We start from the raw sequence: 17,871 nt of genomic DNA, 5'->3' as shown, positions 1-17,871 counted from the left end.
GGAGACCGCCCACCGGGGGATAACCCCCGCACGGTTCGGGAGGCTCGCGGGATGGGGCCCGCGCCGGTCGCGCCGCGAGGCTGGAGGCATGAACGAACAGAGCACCGTCCCGCTGCCCGCGGGCGACATCCCCGGCCCGGCCGCCGTGTCTGCCAGGGTGGACACCGTGACCGCCTCTACCGCCGCCCCGCGCGCCACCGACCGTACGTCGTACGGGTCGCTGTGGCGCGGGGTCCCGCGCGAGCTCGGCTTCCTGCTGCTGACCATGCCCATCGCGATCATCGGTCTGTCTGTGCTGTCGTCGCTGTTCTGGACGGGCCTCGGCACCATCGTGATCTACGTCGGCTTCTTCATCGTGGTCGCGACCTTCTATACGGGCCGCGCCTTCGGCGTGGTCGAGCTGACCCGGCTGGACTGGGCGGGGAGGCCGGCCATCCCGCGGCCCGTGTGGGAGGACGACAAGCCGCGCACGTTCTGGCGGATCATCTTCGGCCCCTGGGCGAACGGCCACTACTGGCTCTACCTGCTGCACGGCATGATCATCAACCCGATCGTCAGCGTCATCACCTGGAGCATCACCATCGCCTGGACGGCGGTCGCGCTCGGCGGCCTGACCGGCTGGATCTGGCTCGGCTTCATCCCGACCGGGCACCGCGACTTCTTCCTGTCCCGGGTGGTGGCGGACGCCGTGTTCGGCATCCACTCGACCTTCGACCCGGTCGCGGGGGACCGCGTCCTGTACCTGATCGCCGGCATCCTCTGCGCCGCGACGCTGCCGTTCGTCACCCGCGGACTCACCGTGCTGCACCACGCCGTCGCGCGTGGCCTGCTCGGCGCCTGGCCGTCGGAGGCGCTGCAGCGCGAGGTCGCGGACCTGTCCGCCCAGCGCGGTGCGGCCGTCGCCGCCGAGGACCACTCGCTGCGCCGCCTCGAGCGCGACCTCCACGACGGCCCGCAGCAGCGCCTGATCCGCCTGCAGATGGACATCGCCGCCGCCGAGCGCAAGCTGCCCGACGACCCGGAGGCGGCCGCGTCGCTGCTCGCCGAGGCCCGCAAGCAGGCCGCCGACACGCTGGAGGAGCTGCGCGCCCTGTCCCGCGGCTTCGCCCCGCCGATCCTCCAGGACCGCGGCCTCGGCGCGGCCGTCGAATCGCTCGCCGCGCGCAGCACCGTCCCGCTGACGGTGGAGTCGACGCTGCAGCCGGGGGAGCGCTTCAGCCCGGAGGTGGAGCGGAACGCCTACTACGTGCTGGCGGAGCTGTCGGCGAACCTGGCGAAGCACTCCGGAGCCACAGCCGGCCGGCTTGTGCTTGAGCGGACCGTCGACGCGGCCGGTGCCCCGTGGCTGGCGGTGTGGCTGACGGACAACGGGCGAGGCGGTGCCGCGATCGTGCCAGGGCACGGGCTGAGCGGGCTGGCGGAGCGGGTGCACGGATTGCGCGGCGAGCTGGTGATCGACAGCCCGGAGGGTGGCCCATCGGTGATCGGGGCGCGGCTGCCGCTGTCCTGAGCTGTATCGGCCCATAGGGTGGAGGGGTGTCCGCCGCCGACCCCCTCCGCCTCGTCGTCGCCGACGACTCCGTGCTCCTCCGCGAAGGTTTGATCCGGCTCTTCGACGAGGCGGGCTTCGAGACCGTGGGAGCCTTCGGCGACGCGTCATCGCTCCTTGCTGCGCTCCCGGACGTCGCGCCCGACGTCGCTGTGCTGGACGTCCGCATGCCGCCGACGTTCCGCGACGAGGGAGTCCGTGCGGCGTTGTCGTTGCGGTCGTCGTTCCCGTCGGTGGGCGTGCTGCTCCTGAGCCAGTACGTGGAGGGCACCTACGCCCAGGAGCTACTGGCGAGCGGCCGCGGCGGCACCGGCTACCTGCTCAAAGACCGCATCGCATCACTGGACGAGCTGCGCGACGCGGTCACGCGCGTCGCGGCGGGCGGCACGGTGCTCGACCCGGAGGTGGTCCGCGAGCTGCTGGTGCGGCGCACGGACCCGTTGGCCGCGCTGACGCCGCGCGAGCGCGACGTGCTGACGCTGATGGCGGAAGGCCGCACGAACGCGGCGATCGGCGCCCGGCTGGTCATCGGTGTCGGCGCGGTGGAGAAGAACGTGACGTCGATCTTCCAGAAGCTGGGGCTGGAGGACTCGGGGGATGACCACCGGCGGGTGCTGGCGGTGCTGGCGTATTTGCAGCGGTGAGGTCGGTCAGTGGCTCCAAGGCGGCTGGCTGAAGGCACTCACGACCATTCCGATGGCGGTCAGTGTGAGACCCCACGCCGAAGCCTTCACGCCGCGTGTGGCGTACTCGCGCAGCGATGCGTCAGTGTGGTTTCGCAATTCCTCGGCCCGTTCCTTCAGATCGCCCTCCAACTCGTCGAGACGCTTACGATCTTGGAGTGCACCGGTCTCCAGTCGATTGAGCATTTCCCGATTCTGGCGCGAACGGTCGTCCAGCGTGTTGACCTTCTCTGAGAGTGACAGCTTGTCGCCGAGAGGGCCGTATGCGACCTGCGCTGTTACGGTCGTGTCAGCAATGGCCAGGATCGAACCCGCGGCTGATGCTTGAACGTTGACGGCGCCCAAAACGGACTTGTTACTGCGGAAGAGATTCCCGACCCATCGCCAGGATGCCAACGCATAGCGTCCGATCCAACGCCCGACCTTGAAGACCCAATCGAATACCCATGGTTCGTTCGGGGCCTTGTAATCGCGATGGTTGGACGCGACACCAACGAGAGCGATGAAGACACCAACGAGTTGCAAGGCAAGTCCGACCATCCAGGCGACGATCTGCGACCACATCACAAGTCGACATTACTGACGAGTGGATCACATTCGTGTCGTCGACGTAGCGCCACGCCCTCCTGCGGGTCTCGGCGCGACAATTCGACGCCGCATGCCGTCGGGTTGTCCGCGCGATGATCGGGGCGTCGGGCACGAGCGGACTTTAATAGCAGGGTGGGCAAGAGAGAGATCCGCGAGATATGCGGTAAACGGAGGGGATGACGGGAATCGAACCCGCGTAATCAGTTTGGAAGACTGAGGCTCTACCATTGAGCTACATCCCCGAAGGCCGTCCTCTGCGGACGGCCGACGACCATCGTAGTACACGCGGGGGGATGCCCGCGTGCAGTAGACTTGCGCACGGTCTTTCGCACCGCTTGAAGCCGGGGCGTAGCTCAGCTTGGCTAGAGCGCCCGCTTTGGGAGCGGGAGGTCGCAGGTTCGAATCCTGTCGCCCCGACGAGGACCTCGTTCCTTGCGAGTAGACCATCGTTCGAACATTCAGGAGAACCCAGACATCGTGAAGACCACGGTCGAGAAGCTCAGCCCCACGCGCACCAAGCTCATCATCTCGGTGACGCCGGAGGAACTGCAGCCGTCCATCAAGCACGCCTACGAGCACATCGCCGAGCAGGTGAACATCCCCGGCTTCCGCAAGGGCAAGGTGCCGCCGCCCATCATCGACCAGCGGGTCGGCAAGGCCGCCGTCCTGGAGCACGCGGTCAACGAGGGGCTCGACTCCTTCTACCGCCAGGCGGTCGAGGAGAACGACGTGCGTCCGCTCGGCCGTCCGGAGGCGGACATCACCGAGTGGCCCAGCGAAAGCGACTTCTCGGGTGACCTTCTGCTCACCATCGAGGTCGACACCCGCCCCGAGGTCACCCTGCCCGACTTCAGCGACATCACCCTCACCGTCGACGCCGCCGAGGTGTCCGTCGACGACGTCGAGGAGGAGCTGGACCGCCTGCGCAGCCGCTTCGGCACGCTCGTCACGGTGGACCGTCCGGCCAAGTCCGGCGACTTCGCGCAGATCGACCTGGTCGCCGTCATCGGCGGCGAGGAGGTCGACACCGCCGCGAACATCTCGTACGAGATCGGCTCCGGTGAGCTCATCGACGGCATCGACGAGGCGCTCGACACCCTCACCGCCGGCGAGACCACCACCTTCGAGGCCCCGCTCATGGGCGGCGACCACGAGGGCGAGAACGCGCAGATCACCGTCACCCTCAACGCCGTCAAGGAGCGCGAGCTCCCGGAGGCCGACGACGACTTCGCGCAGATCGCCAGCGAGTTCGACACCATCGGCGAGCTCCGCACCAGCCTCCGCAGCCAGGTCGAGCGTGCCAAGGCGTTCGGTCAGGGCACCGCGGCGCGCGACCAGCTGGTCGACAAGCTCCTCGAGCTGGTCGAGATCCCCGTCCCGGCCGCGCTGGTCGAGGACGAGGTGCACCGCCACCTGGAGCAGGAGAACCGTCTCGAGGACGACGTGCACCGCGCCGAGGTCACCGAGTCGAGCGAGAAGACCTTCCGCACGCAGATCCTCCTCGACGAGGTCGCGCAGCAGGAGAACGTCAAGGTCAGCCAGGACGAGCTCACCCAGTACCTCGTGCAGGGCGCCGCCCAGTACGGCATGGACCCGAACGAGTTCGTCAAGATCCTCAGCGAGAACGGCCAGATCCCGTCGATGGTCGGAGAGGTCGCCCGCAACAAGGCGCTCGCGATCATCCTCGGCAAGACCGAGGTCGTCGACACCAACGGCAAGAAGGTCGACCTCACCGAATTCGTCGCCCTCCCCGAGGACGAGGACGCCGCGGACGAGGCGGACGAGCCCGCCGCGGACGACGCCGCTGCCGAGGCCCCGGCCGAGGAGCCGGCCGCCGAGGAGAAGCCGAAGAAGCGCGCCGCCAAGAAGAAGGCGGAGTAACACCATCTCCCACGAAGGCCGGGTCCCAACGGACCCGGCCTTCGCCCGTTCCCGGGCATCCACGTGGCAGAACACGCCGTCTCGCGACCTGTCGACGCGGCGTGTTCTGCCAGGCCGTTGCTAGCCTGGGCGACGTCGAGGAGGAGGCCGTGATGGACGACTGGCGGCAGCGGGTGGACGCGGTGTGGGCGACGGCCGACGAGCGGGGGGAGGACGGCACCGTCGCGGCGATCGACGCGCTCGTCGCCGAGCGGCCCTCCGACGACCCGGTCGCGCTGTTCGAAGCAGGCGGCGCCCGCGACTTCGCCGGGCGGGAGGCCGAGGCGGAGCCGTTCTACCGGGCGGCGCTCGCGAACGGTCTCGCGGAGCCGGAGCGCGGGCAGGCGATCGTCCAGCTCGCGAGTACGCTCCGCAACCTCGGCCGGCCGGGCGAGGCGCTGGCACTGCTGCGCGACCTCCTCGACGCGGAGCCGGAGCATCCGCTCGCCGACGCCGCCCGCGCCTTCGCCGCGTTGGCCCTGTTCGACGACGGCTTCCCGGCCGACGCGCTCCGGGAGGCGCTGCGCGCGCTCGCCCCGCATCTGCCGCGGTACCGCCGCGCAGTGGAGGCCTACGCCGCCGCGCTCGACGACGACTGACCCGCCGGGTCCGCAAACCCCGCGACACCCGCTCTGCCCACGGCGAACAGCGCCGAAAACCGTTCCGCGCTCCGATAGATTCGATGCCAAGCGACAAAGGAAACGGAGCGAACATGGCCGACATGGGTATCCAGCCCAATGTTTTCGACAGACTGCTGAAGGACCGGATCATCTGGCTCGGTTCCGAGGTGCGCGACGAGAACGCCAACGAGATCGCCGCGAAGCTGCTGCTCCTCGCCGCAGAAGACCCCAAGCGGGACATCTACCTCTACATCAACTCGCCCGGCGGCTCGATCACCGCGGGCATGGCGATCTACGACACCATGCAGTTCGTCCCGAACGACATCGTCACGGTCGGCATCGGCATGGCCGCCTCGATGGGTCAGCTCCTGCTGACGGCCGGCACCAAGGGCAAGCGGTACATCACGCCGAACGCGCGTGTCCTGCTGCACCAGCCGCACGGCGGCTTCGGCGGCACCGCCAGCGACATCCAGACGCAGGCCCAGCTGATCCTCGACATGAAGAAGCGTCTGGCCGAGATCACAGCGTCCGCGACGGGCAAGTCGGTCGAGCAGATCAACGCCGACGGCGACCGCGACCGCTGGTTCAGCGCCCAGGAGGCCCTCGACTACGGTTTCGTCGACCACATCCGGGAGTCCGCACTGGACGTCTCCGGCGGCGGCGGAACCGACCAGGACGCCAAGTAGCAGACGCCGGAAGGATAAGGACATCACTATGAACACCCCCATGCTCGGCGGGTCGGCCTTCGGCGGCCTGCAGGCGCCCGGTTCCCGCTACATCCTGCCGTCGTTCGAGGAGCGCACGGCCTACGGCTACAAGCGCCAGGACCCGTACGCGAAGCTCTTCGAGGACCGCATCATCTTCCTCGGCGTGCAGGTCGACGACGCGTCGGCGGACGACATCATGGCCCAGCTCCTCGTGCTCGAGAGCCAGGACCCGGACCGCGACATCGTCATGTACATCAACTCGCCCGGCGGCTCGTTCACGGCCATGACGGCGATCTACGACACGATGCAGTACATCCGCCCGCAGATCCAGACCGTGGTGCTCGGCCAGGCGGCATCCGCCGCTGCCGTGCTCACTGCGGCCGGCACCCCGGGCAAGCGCCTGGCGCTGCCGAACGCGCGCATCCTCATCCACCAGCCCGCCGTCGGCGAGGCCGGGCAGGGGCAGGCGTCCGACATCGAGATCCAGGCCAACGAGATCATGCGCATGCGCACCTGGCTGGAGGAGACGCTCGCCAAGCACTCCAACCGCTCTGTCGCTCAGGTCAACAAGGACATCGACCGCGACAAGATCCTCTCGGCCGAGGAGGCCCTCGAGTACGGCCTCATCGACCAGGTGCTGACCAGCCGCAAGACGCTGCCGGCGCTCGTCAAGTAGCTCCCGTCGCCGAACGCCCCCGTCCGCACCGGACGGGGGCGTTCCGCGTACCCACGAGCGTGTGTGCACTTCGCGCCGCATTCGGCACGAATGTCGCGTTTGCCGCCGCGAATGTCGCGATTCGTCACGAATCGCGATTCGCGCATTCGGCACGAATGTCGCGTAAGGGAGCGCTAGAGACGACATTCGCGCCGAATCGCGGTTGCCTCGGGTGCATGCGGTGTCTGCTAGGGGCATAAAGGCCCAGCGTGTCGAATCGTGTCCGGTGCGCGCCAATGTCGCCGTCTCGGGTTAGGCTCGACGGAGAGACCCGAAGAAGGAGGGGGAGACGGATGGCACGCATCGGGGAGAGCGCCGATCTGCTCAAGTGTTCCTTCTGTGGCAAGAGCCAGAAGCAGGTGCAGCAGCTGATCGCCGGTCCTGGCGTGTACATCTGCGACGAGTGCGTCGAACTCTGCAACGAGATCATCGAGGAGCGGCTCGCGGAGGCGGGCGAGGAGACGTCGGGCGAGTTCGACCTCCCGAAACCGAAGGAGATCTTCGGCTTCCTCGAGGAGTACGTCATCGGCCAGGAGCAGGCGAAGCGCGCCCTGGCCGTCGCCGTCTACAACCACTACAAGCGGGTGCGGGCCAAGCAGACCCTCACCTCCGCCGACGCCATGGACGACGTCGAGATCGCCAAGTCGAACATCCTGCTGATCGGCCCGACCGGCTGCGGCAAGACCTACCTGGCCCAGACGCTCGCGCGGCGCCTCAACGTCCCGTTCGCGGTCGCCGACGCCACCGCGCTGACGGAGGCCGGCTACGTCGGCGAAGACGTCGAGAACATCCTGCTCAAGCTCATCCAGGCCGCCGACTACGACGTCAAGCGCGCCGAGACCGGCATCATCTACATCGACGAGGTCGACAAGATCGCCCGCAAGGCAGAGAACCCGTCTATCACGCGCGACGTCTCCGGCGAGGGTGTGCAGCAGGCGTTGCTGAAGATCCTGGAGGGCACCGTCGCCTCCGTGCCGCCGCAGGGCGGCCGCAAGCACCCGCACCAGGAGTTCATCCAGATCGACACGACGAACGTGCTGTTCATCGTGGCCGGCGCGTTCGCCGGGCTGGAGGACATCATCTCGTCGCGTGCGGGCAAGAAGGGCATCGGCTTCGGCGCCCCGCTGCACTCCAAGGGCGACGACATCAACCTCTTCAGCGAGGTGCTCCCGGAGGACCTGCACAAGTTCGGCCTCATCCCTGAGTTCATCGGCCGTCTCCCGGTCGTGACGACGGTGACGCCGCTCGACCAGGACGCGCTCATGCAGATCCTGACCGTGCCGAAGAACGCGCTCGTGCGGCAGTATCAGCGCATGTTCGAGCTCGACGGCGTGCAGCTCGAGTTCGAGCACTCCGCCTTGGAGGCCATCGCCGACCTCGCGGTGCTCCGCAAGACCGGCGCCCGCGGTCTCCGCGCGATCATGGAGGAGGTGCTCGGCCCGATCATGTTCGAGGTGCCGTCCAGCTCCGAGGTCGCCCGGGTCGTGGTCACCAAGGAGGCCGTGCTCGAGAACGCCGCGCCGACTATCGTCCCGCACCGCCCGCGGCGCGAGGAGAAGTCGGCGTAACCGTAGCCGACGGCTTGATCAGGAACTCGGGCGCCCGCGTCACCATCAGCCACGCCGGCAGCACGGCCAGCGACAGGATGGGCAGCACCAGCAGGTTCTGTGTGACGGCGACGCCGACGAAGATTGCGATCCAGCCGTCGCGGGTGACCGCGAGCGTGATCCCGAGCACGCCGGCGGCCACAGCGACCGGGAGCGGAATGGCCGGCACGAGGGCGCTCGCGAGCGTGCCGAGGGCCGCGCCGATGAACACGGCCGGGAACACGCGACCGCCGCGGAAGCTGGCGCTGGCCGCGACCAGCAGCGCCGCCAGCTTGACGAGGATGATCAGGACGAGCTGGCCGACGGAGTAGTCGGCGCGGTTCACGACGAGCGTCCCCATCTGCTCGAGACCCTTGAACAGCGTGATCGGGCCGCCGAGAGCGCCGAGCAGGCCGAGCACGACACCGCCCGCGAGCGTGATGAGCAGCGGATGCCGCAGCGCGTGGAACCCCCGGTGGATCAGCGGGAACAGCACCGCGCCGATCAGGCCGAGCGCGGTGGAGACCGCGCCGATGACCAGGGCCGCGAGCACATCCCAGCCGGTCACCTGGGTGTACGCCGGCATCGGGATGCCGAAGTGCGGGTGCGCCAGCAGCGTCATCGTCAGTGAGCCTGCCGCTGCCGCGACCAGCGGCAGGAACAGCTTGTCCCACAGCGCGCCGCCGCCCTTCACCGAGGCGACGATCCCGGTGAAAACCAGCGCGGCCGCCACCGGCGTGCCGAACAGGGCTCCGATCGTGCCGGAGGCCGCCATCAGCATCACCAGCCGCGCGGGCACGGCCTTCCAGAGCCTCCCGACCAGCGTCACCAGGATGCTGACGTTGATCGCGATGATCGGGTTCTCCGGGCCCAGGCTCACGCCGCCCGCCAGACCGAGCACCGCCGCCAAGGCGAGCGACGGCACTACGCCGATCTTCAGCGGCGCGGCGACCAGCTCGGTCGTCGCGGAGTCGGGACCGGCGTGCCCGGGTACCAGCCACACCGTCAGGCCGACCGCGAAGCCCGTCACCGTGAGGATAAGAAGGGTCCACCACCCCGACGACGGGTCGACGCCGAGCGCTTTCGGCAGGGAGGTCCAGATGCCGGCGTCGATCACGGCGGCGACTTCGTCCACCACCCACAGCGTCAGGGCGCTGACGACACCGATGACGACGGCTGGGATGGCGAGCATGACGAGCTGGCGGACGGACGGTGCGGCGAGCTCCGGCTCGGTGCTGGTCATGGCGCCCCTTCCCGCGCGGATGCGCTCAGGGTAGAGCTTCGCGCGGGAAGGGGGCTAGGGCTCAGCCGTCGAGCCCGCGGCGCTTGAGCAGAGGCTCGATGACCGCGTCGCGGCCGCGGAAGTCGCGATAGGCCTCCAGCGGGTCCTTCGACCCACCGACACCGAGCAGGCGGGTACGGAACCGGTCGCCGTTCTCCCGGGTCAGGCCGCCGTTCTCCGTGAACCACTCCACAGTGTCGGCGTCGAGGACCTCGCTCCAGATGTAGGAGTAGTAGCCCGCGTCGTAGCCGCCGGAGAAGGTGTGGGCGAAGTACGTGCTCGCGTACCGCGGCGGCACGGCCGGGTTGTCGAGACCGACCGCCGCCAGAGCCGCGGCCTCGAACGCGGCGACATCGGCCACGGTGTCGTCGGCCGTGATCGCGTGCCAGGCCTGATCGAGCAGCGCCGCGGCCAGGTACTCGCTCGTCGCGAAGCCCTCGTTGAACGACTCGGACGCGTGCAGTTTGTCGATCAGCTCCTGCGGCATCCGCTCGCCGGTCTCGTGGTGCACCGCGTAGTTCGAGACGATCTCCGGCCACAGCATCCACATCTCGTTCACCTGGCTCGGGAACTCGACGAAGTCGCGGAAGACGTTGGTGCCCGCGAACTTCGGATACGTGACACGCGCGAACAGGCCGTGCAGGGCGTGCCCGAACTCGTGGAACAGCGTGTTGGTCTCGTCGTAGGTGAGCAGGGTCGGCTCGCCGGCAGCAGGCTTCGGGACGTTGAGGTTGTTGACGACGACCGTCGGGTAGCCCAGCAGCTCGGACTGCGAGATGAGCGGGTTCATCCAGGCTCCACCGCGCTTGGAGTCGCGCGTGTAGAGGTCGAGCAGGTACAGACCGAGGCCGGAGCCGTCCTCGTTGCGCACCTCGAAGACCCGCGCGTCCGGGTGGTAGGCGACCAGGTCCGGGCGCTCCTCGAAGGTGATGCCGTACAGCCTCGTCGCCGCGTAGAACACGCCGTCGCGCAGCACGCGCTCCGCTTCGAAATACGGGCGCATCGCCGCGAAGTCGACGTCGTACTTCGCCTGACGCACGGCGTCGGTGAGCTTCGCCCAGTCCCAGCTCTGGACGGTTTCGCCCTCCCCGAGCTGCCCGGTGGAGACGGCCTGCCGCTGGAGGTCGGCCTGCTCGGCGCGCGCGTTGCGGGCGGACGGGGGAGCGAGCCGGCCGAGCATGTCGGCGACGGCCTGCGGAGTCCGCGCCGTCTCGTCCGCCGTGACGAAGGCGGCGTGCGTGTCGAAGCCGAGAAGGCGGGCGCGCTCGGCGCGCAAGCGCGTGATCTCCAGGACCAGCTCGCGGTTGTCGTGCTCGCCGCCGCGGATGCCGCGGGCCCGGGAGGCCGCCATGATCCGGTCGCGCGAGCCGCGGTCGGTGAGGTTCGCGAGCCACGGGTGGCCGGTCGGCAGCACCAGGGTGACGACGTACTTGCCGTCCAGCCCGCGCTCCCGGGCGGCCTCCGCCGCCGCGGAGAGCTCGCCTTCGCCCAGCCCGTCCAGCTCCTCGGCGGAGTCGAACACGACGGCGAGATCGTTGGTGTCGGCGAGCAGGTTCTTCTCGAAGCGCGTGGTCAGTGTGGATAGCCGCTGGTTGTAGTCACGCAGCCGCTCCTTCTGCTCGTCGTCGAGCCCGGCGCCGGCGAGGGTGAACTCGGTGAAGTAACGCTCGATCAGATAGACGCCTTCCGGGGTGAGCCCGAGGTCGTGGCGGCGCTCGTGCAGTGTCTGGAGGCGCGCGTACAGCGCGGGGTTCAGCCGGATGGCGTCCTGGTGGGCGGAGAGCAGGGGTGCGATCTCCTCCTCCAGTGCGTTGGTGAAGTCGCTGCTGTCGGACGAACTCTTGTTGAAGAACACCTCGGCGACCCGCTGCAGCACTTGCCCGGAGCGCTCCAGCGCCAGCATGGTGTTCTCGAAGGTCGGCTCCTCGGGGGAGGACGCGATCGCCTCGACCTCGGCGAGCTGCTCGGCGAAGCCGTGCTCGAAGGCGGGACGGTAGTGCTCGTCCCGGATCTCGGCGAACGGCGGGAGCTGATAAGGGAGCGGGCTGGGCGTGAGGAAGGGGTTCGGAGAGTCGGCCATGCCCTCAGCCTAGAGGCAGGCGCACCCGTCGCAAAGGTTTCGCTGCAAAGAGATAATTGCAAAAGAGTGCTTGCAAAGAAGTCTTTGCAAGGCTATTCTGGTGTCATGTCCGATGAGACCAGTCCCGCTGCCGCCGAGAACGGCGCCGACGAGTACGTCCCGCACTTCGAGTCCCTCGGCATGCCGGCCCTGCGGGCGCTCGCGCACCCGTTGCGCGTCGAGATCATGAACGAGCTGTCCGACTTCGGGCCCGCCACCGCCTCAATGCTGGCCGAGCGGCTGGGGGAGTCCAGCGGCGCTACGAGCTACCACCTGCGCCAGCTCGCCAAGCACGACATCATCGTGGAAGACACCGAGCGCGGCAGCGGCCGGGAGCGCTGGTGGAAGATGGCGCCGGGTGGCGTCACCATCGGCGGCCCCGAGACGCTGGAAACGCCGGCCGGCCGCGAGGTCACCGAGCAGATCTCGCTGAGCTGGCAGCAGAACAACGAGCGGCGGCTCAACGCCTACCTCCGCCGTGGGCTCGACACCTTCGGGCCGGAGTGGGTGGAGGCCTCTGCCCTCTCGACCTCGCACCTGGAGGTCACCCGCGACCAGCTGGCCGAGCTCGCCACCGAGTACTACAAGCTGCTCAACCGCCTCAAGGAGAAGTGGAAGACCGAGCCGACGGACGACCGCAAGCGCATCCAGGCGCAGTTCAACGCGTTCCCGCTCGTGGAGCAGGAGCAGCGGGCGGAGGAGCGGCCGTGAGAGCGCCGGCGCCGGCGACGGCCGAGGCGGTTACCGGCCTCGGCGCGGGCTTCGGCCGGCTGTGGTCCGCCGCCATCGCGAGCAACCTCGCCGACGGCGTCGGGCGCACCGCGGTCCCGCTGATCGCCACGACGCTGACGCGCGACCCGGCGCTGATCGCCGGCCTCACCGCGGTCACCTTCCTGCCGTGGCTGCTGTTCGGCATCCCCGCCGGGATGCTGCTCGACCGCGTGGACCGGCGGGTCGCGATGGCCGTCGCCAACGGCCTGCGCTTCGCGGTGGCCGCCCTGGTGGCCCTCCTCATCGCAACGGACGCGCTGACCATCTGGAGCCTGTACGCCTGCGTCCTGGCCTTCGGCCTCGGCGAGACGGTGTTCGACAACGCCACCACCACGGTCACACCGAGCCTGGTGTCCCGCGGTCAGCTCGACCGCGCGAACGGACGGATGCAGTCGGCCGAGATCGTCGTGCAGAACTTCATCGCGACTCCCATCGCCGGCTTCCTGTTCGCGGCCGCGATCGCGCTGCCGCTCTGGCTGACCGGCGCCGGCTTCCTGATCTCCGTGCTGCTCGTCCTGACCATCCCGGTGGCGGCGGCGCGGGCGCACCTGCTCGGCGCCGACGGCGAGGAGGCCGCATCGCGTCCGCGGCTCGGCGCTGTCGTCCGCTTCCTCTGGGACGATCGATTCCTCCGGAAGATGATCGTGCTCACCTCGATCAGCGCCTCCGCGCTCGCATTCGCACAGGGGAGCGTCGTGCTGCTGCTCCTGCAGACCTACGCGCTGCCGCCGTCCCTCGTCGGCGTCGTCACCGCGGTGATCGGCGCGGGCGCGCTCGTCGGCGCGCTCTGCGCCAGCGAGTTCGTGACCCGCTTCGGCCGCGGCCGGGTGATGTACACGGCGATGCTGGTCAGCGGCGCCGGAATCCTCGGTGTCGGGCTCACCGGCAACGTCGTGGCCGGCATCCTCGCCTACGCCCTCGGCGCGTTCGGCGTCGCGGTGTGGAACGTCCCGTGGGGCGCGCTGCGCCAGGCGATCGTGCCCGGCGCCATCCTCGGCCGGGCGATGGGGATCGTCCGCACCATCGGCTGGGGCCTCACACCCATCGCCACGGTGCTCGGCGGGTTCGTCGCCCGCATCGACCTCCGCCTGCCGTTCCTGATCGGCGGCGCGATCGTGGTCGTGCTCGCGCTGATCGCGACGCGCCTCCTGCTCAGCGCCGGCCGCTACGGCCAGACAGAGGACAGTCCGTCGCCAGAACTTCAGAACATCCCGGAAGGAACCGCATCATGACCGCCATCGCCGTGCCCGTGCACCGGCCGCTCAGCCACCGCGCAGCACTCCGGCTCGGTCGCGCCCTCACCGCGTGGGGAATGCGCCAGCCCGCCCGACAGGATCGTCACGCCGAGCTCGTCGCCACCGTCGAGCAGACCCGTGACCGCGCGGCGCGCACGCTGCCGCAACTGCCGCGCTGACGCGCCGGCCCGCTATGCCTCGTCGTAGTCCGAAGGTTCGGTCTCGACCACCTGGGTGATCGTGGCCGAGTCCTCGTGCGCGTTGTAGCGGACGATCGTGCCGTCGTCGAGCTCGACGACCGGGTTGCCCTCCAGCCAGGTCAGCGTCCAGCGCCAGCCTGTGGTTTCGATGTCGGTCGCCGTCAGCTCCTCCTCGACGGTGGAGACGGCGTACGTCACGACCTCCGGGAGGTTCGAGGGCGGGGTCTCGCCGACGGCCCAGCGGGTTCCGAGCTGCATCAGGCGGTCTCGGCGTTCTGGGCGGCGGCGAGGTCGATCTCGTACGTGACCCAGGCGGTCTTGTTCGCGACGGAGTCGTAGACGCGCTGGGCGTCGGCGTTGTCGTTCGCGGTGATCCACTGCACGACGCCCAGTCGGCGCTCCTCGGCGAGGGCGCGGATGGCGGCGATGAGTTGGTGGCCGACGCCCTTGCTGCGCTCCTCCTCTGAGACGTACAGGTCGTCGAGGAAGAGCCCGCGGTCGCCTTCGAGAGGCCGGGCGAACTCACGGACGTTGGCGAGACCGAGGATCCGGTCGCCGTCGACGGCGACGAAGCCCTCCTCCTCGTGGTCGGGGTCGGTGAGCCAGGACCACAGGACGAGCGCCCTCTGGTCGGTCAGCTCGGTGTCGTAGAACTCCGCGTACTTCGCGTACAGGTCCAACCAGGCGAAGAAGTCGCCATCCTTGACCGGCCGAACTACCGTCGACATCAGCCCCTCCGTCCTTGCTCCCCGGCTCAGGAGTCCGGGAGTCGTATCGACCTTATCGCGGACCCGTTCACGGAACGAGGTCGTAGGTGACCCACTTCGTCTTCTCGGCCACCCGATCGTAGAGGCGGCGGGCCGTCTGGTTGTCCTTCGCGGTGATCCAGCGGACGACGGACAGGCCGCGCTCCTGGGCCAGCGTGCGCAGCTTCTCGAGCAGGGCGGTGCCAGCCCCTTCGCCGCGCGCGTCCGGGAGGACGAACAGGTCGTCCAGGTAGAGACCGGTGCTGCCGTCCAGCGGCCGGGCGAACTCGCGCACGTGCGCGAGCCCGATCGGGGTGCCCTCCGCGTCGAGCGCGAAGTACGCCTCGAGGCTGTTGTCCGGGTCGGTGATCCAGCTCCACACGAGGAGGGCTTTCTCATCCGTCACAGGGGTCTCGTAGAACTCGCCGTAGCCGGCGTAGAGGTCGAGCCAGGTGAAGAACTCGTTGTCCTCCACGCGCCGGACGTCAGCCGTCATCGTTCCTCCTCGCTCAGCGTCTGCGCAAGGAGGATATCGGTCACTTCGAGCGTGTCGGCGGCTACGAAACGCAGTTCCGCGATTCTGCCCACCGAAGCGAGGTCGGCGGAGGCCGACTCGATGGCGGCCAGCTCGTCTGCCGGGGCGCCGATGACGGCGGAGTCGACCGGGGTCCGCTGGGAGGCCTTGGCTGCGGTCTTGGCGCCGCGGATGCCGGTCAGGGCACGGCCGACCACGGTGAGGACGGAGCGGGCGTCGTCCCAGTCCGCGGCCGCGATGTCCGCGGCCTCCGGCCAGGCGGCGACGTGGACGGACCCGGTCTCCGACCAGCTCCACGCCTCCTCGGACGCGAACGGCAGCACCGGCGCGAAGAGGCGCAGGAACGCCGACAGCGCCGTGCGGAGGGCGACCACCGCGGAGATCTGGCCGGCGTTGTGCTCGCCATAGGCGCGCTCCTTGACCAGCTCCAGGTAGTCGTCGCAGAACGTCCAGAAGAACGTCTCGGCCGTCTCCAGCGCGCGGGCGTGGTCGTAGCCCTCCAGCGCGGCGGTGGCGTCGGTCACGACGTCGGCGAGCTGCTGAAGCATGCTCCGGTCGAGCGGTGAGGTCACCTGGGCGAGGTCCAGCGACTCCGGGGCGTCGAAGCCGTGGATGAACTTCGCCGCGTTGAGCAGCTTGATCGCCAGGCGCCGGCCGATCTTGATCTGGGTCGGGTTCTGCGGGTCGAACGACGCGTCGGTGCCGAGCCGCGACGACGCCGCCCAGTAGCGCACGGCGTCCGAGCCGTGCCGCTCCAGGATGTCGGCGGGCGTGACAACGTTGCCCTTGGACTTCGACATCTTCTTGCGGTCGGGGTCCACGATGAAGCCGGAGATCGCGGCGTTGGACCACGGCGCGACACCGTGCTCGAGCTGCGAGCGCAGCATGGTCGAGAACAGCCAGGTGCGGATGATGTCCTGGCCCTGCGGGCGCAGGTCGAACGGGTACACCGCCCGGAACAGCTCGGGGTCGTCCACCCAGCCGCCCGCGAGCTGCGGGGTGAGCGAGGAGGTCATCCAGGTGTCCATCACGTCGTGCTCGCCGATGAAGCCGCCGGCCTGGCCGCGCTGCGACTCCTGGAAGCCGGGCGCCGGGTCGGAGGACGGGTCGACCGGGAGGTTGTGCTCGTCCGGCAGGATCGGCTGGTCGAACAGCGGGTTGCCCACGCCGTCGAGCGGGTACCAGACCGGGATCGGGACGCCGAAGAAGCGCTGGCGCGAGATGAGCCAGTCGCCGGTGAGGCCGTTCACCCAGTTCTCGTAGCGCACGCGCATGAAGTCGGGGTGCCAGTCGAGGCTCCGGCCGAGCTCGATGAGCCGCTCGCGCAGCTTCTCGTCGCGGGCGCCGTTCTTGACGTACCACTGGCGCGTGGAGACGATCTCGAGCGGCTTGTCGCCCTTCTCGAAGAACTTGACCGGGTGCTGGATGGGCTTCGGCTCGCCGACCAGGTCGCCGGAGGCGCGCAGCAGCTCCACGACGGCCTGCTTGGCCGAGAACACGGTCTTGCCGGCGAGCTGCGCGTACGCCTCGCGGCCCTCCGCGCTCTCGATCGCGGCGGGCGGCTCGGTCTGGATGCGGCCGTCGAAGCCGATGATCGCCCGGTTCGGGAGGTCGAGCTCGCGCCACCAGGTCACGTCGGTGATGTCGCCGAAGGTGCAGATCATGGCGATGCCGGTGCCCTTGTCGGGCTGGGCGAGGTGGTGGGCGACCACGGGCACGTCGACGCCGAAGACCGGTGTGCGCACGGTCGTTCCGAAGAGCGGCTGGTAGCGCTCGTCGTCCGGGTGCGCCACGAGCGCCACGCACGCCGGCAGGAGCTCGGGGCGGGTGGTCTCGATGTAGACGGGGCCGTCGGCGCCGTGGAAGCCGACGCGGTGGTACGCGCTCGGCTGCTCGCGGTCCTCCAGCTCGGCCTGCGCGACGGCGGTCCGGAAGGTGATGTCCCACAGCGTCGGCGCGAGCGCCTGGTAGGCCTCGCCACGGGCGACGTTGCGGATGAAGGCGAGCTGCGAGGTGTGCAGCGCCTCCCGGCCGATGGTCCGGTAGGTCTGCGACCAGTCGACGGAGAGCCCGAGCGTGCGCCAGAGCGCCTCGAACTGCTTCTCGTCCTCCACGGTCAGCCGCTCGCACAGCTCGATGAAGTTGCGGCGGGAGATCGGCTTCTGGTCGGCCGCTTTGGAGCTCTTGTTGTCGCCGCCCTCGAACGGCGGGACGAAGTCCGCCTCGTAGGGGAGCGACGGGTCGCAACGCACGCCGTAGTAGTTCTGCACGCGCCGCTCCGTGGGCAGCCCGTTGTCGTCCCAGCCCATCGGGTAGAAGACGCGCTTGCCGCGCATGCGCTGGAAGCGGGCGACGATGTCGGTGTGCGTGTAGCTGAACACGTGCCCGATGTGCAGCGAGCCGGAGGCCGTGGGCGGCGGGGTGTCGATGGAGTAGATCGCGGCACGCCCGGCGGCGATGGCACCGTCCCGATCGAATTCGAAGGTGCCGTCCTGCTGCCAGCGACCGCCCCAGACGGCCTCCAGGCCTTCGAGTGCTGGCTTGTCGGGCACGGGGTTCGCGGCGGTCATGGCTCTCCGATTCGATATGTGCGGCACCGTGTCAGCGGGGTGCCT

17 protein-coding genes and 2 tRNA genes are annotated in these 17,871 nt (G+C 69.3%); 11 read left to right on the top strand and 8 right to left on the bottom strand.

The genetic code is table 11. The annotated features are described in order from the left end of the window. Window positions 1–88 precede the first annotated feature (88 nt). Together AC1ROW_RS02960 and AC1ROW_RS02955 are read left to right on the top strand one after the other, a co-directional pair. The gene (locus tag AC1ROW_RS02960; protein ID WP_493017365.1) at window positions 89–1,510 is read left to right on the top strand and encodes a sensor histidine kinase; all 1,422 of its coding nucleotides are present in this window, start codon (window positions 89–91) and stop codon (window positions 1,508–1,510) included. 26 nt (window positions 1,511–1,536) lie between these two features. Continuing rightward, window positions 1,537–2,193, top strand: coding sequence for a response regulator transcription factor (locus AC1ROW_RS02955; RefSeq protein ID WP_493017364.1), 657 nt, complete (start codon window positions 1,537–1,539; stop codon window positions 2,191–2,193). Between the two features lie 6 nt (window positions 2,194–2,199). Here AC1ROW_RS02955 and AC1ROW_RS02950 read toward each other — a convergent pair whose 3' ends face one another. Together AC1ROW_RS02950 and AC1ROW_RS02945 are read right to left on the bottom strand one after the other, a co-directional pair. Next, a complete protein-coding gene (locus AC1ROW_RS02950) occupies window positions 2,200–2,799 on the bottom strand; it encodes a hypothetical protein (protein ID WP_493017363.1) in 600 nt (199 codons plus the stop codon). A gap of 192 nt (window positions 2,800–2,991) precedes the next feature. Continuing rightward, a tRNA-Gly gene (locus AC1ROW_RS02945) sits at window positions 2,992–3,062 on the bottom strand. A 100-nt stretch (window positions 3,063–3,162) separates the two neighbouring features. On the opposite strand from AC1ROW_RS02945, the gene AC1ROW_RS02940 reads away from it, so the two are divergent. The 6 genes from AC1ROW_RS02940 (at window position 3,163) to clpX (ending at window position 8,350) form a co-directional block, all read left to right on the top strand. Continuing rightward, a tRNA-Pro gene (locus AC1ROW_RS02940) sits at window positions 3,163–3,237 on the top strand. A 60-nt stretch (window positions 3,238–3,297) separates the two neighbouring features. Further along, window positions 3,298–4,701, top strand: coding sequence for a trigger factor (gene tig, locus AC1ROW_RS02935; protein WP_493017362.1), 1,404 nt, complete (start codon window positions 3,298–3,300; stop codon window positions 4,699–4,701). A 152-nt stretch (window positions 4,702–4,853) separates the two neighbouring features. Beyond that, window positions 4,854–5,339 (top strand): tetratricopeptide repeat protein, encoded by a 486-nt coding sequence (locus AC1ROW_RS02930; RefSeq protein WP_493017361.1) that lies wholly within the window; start codon window positions 4,854–4,856, stop codon window positions 5,337–5,339. A gap of 113 nt (window positions 5,340–5,452) precedes the next feature. Next, window positions 5,453–6,046 (top strand): ATP-dependent Clp protease proteolytic subunit, encoded by a 594-nt coding sequence (locus AC1ROW_RS02925; protein WP_369963546.1) that lies wholly within the window; start codon window positions 5,453–5,455, stop codon window positions 6,044–6,046. Window positions 6,047–6,074: 28 nt separating this feature from the next. Next, window positions 6,075–6,743, top strand: coding sequence for an ATP-dependent Clp protease proteolytic subunit (locus tag AC1ROW_RS02920; protein WP_258046103.1), 669 nt, complete (start codon window positions 6,075–6,077; stop codon window positions 6,741–6,743). 332 nt (window positions 6,744–7,075) lie between these two features. After that, the gene (gene clpX / locus AC1ROW_RS02915) at window positions 7,076–8,350 is read left to right on the top strand and encodes an ATP-dependent Clp protease ATP-binding subunit ClpX (RefSeq protein ID WP_493017360.1); all 1,275 of its coding nucleotides are present in this window, start codon (window positions 7,076–7,078) and stop codon (window positions 8,348–8,350) included. Here the strand turns inward: clpX and AC1ROW_RS02910 are convergent. Together AC1ROW_RS02910 and AC1ROW_RS02905 are read right to left on the bottom strand one after the other, a co-directional pair. After that, window positions 8,307–9,611 carry an ion channel protein gene (locus AC1ROW_RS02910; RefSeq protein WP_493017359.1) on the bottom strand — a complete coding sequence of 435 codons (1,305 nt, stop codon included), beginning with the start codon at window positions 9,609–9,611 and terminating at the stop codon, window positions 8,307–8,309. The genes clpX and AC1ROW_RS02910 overlap by 44 nt on opposite strands. A gap of 61 nt (window positions 9,612–9,672) precedes the next feature. Then, window positions 9,673–11,730, bottom strand: a complete 2,058-nt coding sequence (locus AC1ROW_RS02905; RefSeq protein ID WP_493017358.1) for a M3 family metallopeptidase — start codon at window positions 11,728–11,730, stop codon at window positions 9,673–9,675. A gap of 105 nt (window positions 11,731–11,835) precedes the next feature. Between AC1ROW_RS02905 and AC1ROW_RS02900 the strand changes: the two genes are divergently transcribed. From AC1ROW_RS02900 to AC1ROW_RS02890, 3 genes are read left to right on the top strand one after another with little or no spacing between them, the layout of a single operon-like run. Beyond that, window positions 11,836–12,480: a helix-turn-helix domain-containing protein gene (locus AC1ROW_RS02900; RefSeq protein ID WP_493017357.1), complete on the top strand. Its 645-nt coding sequence runs from the start codon at window positions 11,836–11,838 to the stop codon at window positions 12,478–12,480. Further along, complete coding sequence (locus AC1ROW_RS02895; protein ID WP_493017356.1) at window positions 12,477–13,772, top strand: MFS transporter; 1,296 nt, start codon at window positions 12,477–12,479, stop codon at window positions 13,770–13,772. Before AC1ROW_RS02900 ends, AC1ROW_RS02895 begins: the two co-directional genes overlap by 4 nt. Beyond that, window positions 13,769–13,954: a hypothetical protein gene (locus tag AC1ROW_RS02890; protein ID WP_493017355.1), complete on the top strand. Its 186-nt coding sequence runs from the start codon at window positions 13,769–13,771 to the stop codon at window positions 13,952–13,954. Before AC1ROW_RS02895 ends, AC1ROW_RS02890 begins: the two co-directional genes overlap by 4 nt. Before the next feature lie 12 nt (window positions 13,955–13,966). Here AC1ROW_RS02890 and AC1ROW_RS02885 read toward each other — a convergent pair whose 3' ends face one another. The 4 genes from AC1ROW_RS02885 to valS form a co-directional block, all read right to left on the bottom strand. After that, on the bottom strand, window positions 13,967–14,233 hold the full coding sequence (locus tag AC1ROW_RS02885) for a hypothetical protein (protein WP_493017354.1): 267 nt from the start codon (window positions 14,231–14,233) through the stop codon (window positions 13,967–13,969). Further along, window positions 14,233–14,703, bottom strand: coding sequence for a GNAT family N-acetyltransferase (locus tag AC1ROW_RS02880; RefSeq protein ID WP_493017353.1), 471 nt, complete (start codon window positions 14,701–14,703; stop codon window positions 14,233–14,235). The genes AC1ROW_RS02885 and AC1ROW_RS02880 overlap by 1 nt, the downstream gene beginning before the upstream one ends. Window positions 14,704–14,770: 67 nt before the next feature. Then, window positions 14,771–15,217: a GNAT family N-acetyltransferase gene (locus tag AC1ROW_RS02875; RefSeq protein WP_493017352.1), complete on the bottom strand. Its 447-nt coding sequence runs from the start codon at window positions 15,215–15,217 to the stop codon at window positions 14,771–14,773. Further along, entirely contained in the window at window positions 15,214–17,826 is a 2,613-nt protein-coding gene (gene valS, locus AC1ROW_RS02870; protein ID WP_493017351.1) for a valine--tRNA ligase, read from the bottom strand. Before valS ends, AC1ROW_RS02875 begins: the two co-directional genes overlap by 4 nt. Window positions 17,827–17,871: the final 45 nt, after the last annotated feature.

It is taken from the genome of Leifsonia sp. GW821-FHT13C09, assembly GCF_058806435.1.
This window is presented reverse-complemented; position numbering and strand designations above follow the sequence as displayed.

Excerpts from the sequence above, each read along its gene's own strand:
- AC1ROW_RS02880 (WP_493017353.1), bottom strand. The coding sequence starts at position 14,703 with ATGTCGACGGTAGTTCGGCCGGTCAAGGATGGCGACTTCTTCGCCTGG.
- valS (WP_493017351.1), bottom strand. The coding sequence starts at position 17,826 with ATGACCGCCGCGAACCCCGTGCCCGACAAGCCAGCACTCGAAGGCCTG.
- AC1ROW_RS02960 (WP_493017365.1), top strand. The coding sequence starts at position 89 with ATGAACGAACAGAGCACCGTCCCGCTGCCCGCGGGCGACATCCCCGGC.
- AC1ROW_RS02905 (WP_493017358.1), bottom strand. The coding sequence starts at position 11,730 with ATGGCCGACTCTCCGAACCCCTTCCTCACGCCCAGCCCGCTCCCTTAT.
- AC1ROW_RS02875 (WP_493017352.1), bottom strand. The coding sequence starts at position 15,217 with ATGACGGCTGACGTCCGGCGCGTGGAGGACAACGAGTTCTTCACCTGG.
- AC1ROW_RS02930 (WP_493017361.1), top strand. The coding sequence starts at position 4,854 with ATGGACGACTGGCGGCAGCGGGTGGACGCGGTGTGGGCGACGGCCGAC.
- clpX (WP_493017360.1), top strand. The coding sequence starts at position 7,076 with ATGGCACGCATCGGGGAGAGCGCCGATCTGCTCAAGTGTTCCTTCTGT.
- AC1ROW_RS02890 (WP_493017355.1), top strand. The coding sequence starts at position 13,769 with ATGACCGCCATCGCCGTGCCCGTGCACCGGCCGCTCAGCCACCGCGCA.
- AC1ROW_RS02925 (WP_369963546.1), top strand. The coding sequence starts at position 5,453 with ATGGCCGACATGGGTATCCAGCCCAATGTTTTCGACAGACTGCTGAAG.
- AC1ROW_RS02900 (WP_493017357.1), top strand. The coding sequence starts at position 11,836 with ATGTCCGATGAGACCAGTCCCGCTGCCGCCGAGAACGGCGCCGACGAG.
- AC1ROW_RS02920 (WP_258046103.1), top strand. The coding sequence starts at position 6,075 with ATGAACACCCCCATGCTCGGCGGGTCGGCCTTCGGCGGCCTGCAGGCG.
- AC1ROW_RS02910 (WP_493017359.1), bottom strand. The coding sequence starts at position 9,611 with ATGACCAGCACCGAGCCGGAGCTCGCCGCACCGTCCGTCCGCCAGCTC.
- AC1ROW_RS02885 (WP_493017354.1), bottom strand. The coding sequence starts at position 14,233 with ATGCAGCTCGGAACCCGCTGGGCCGTCGGCGAGACCCCGCCCTCGAAC.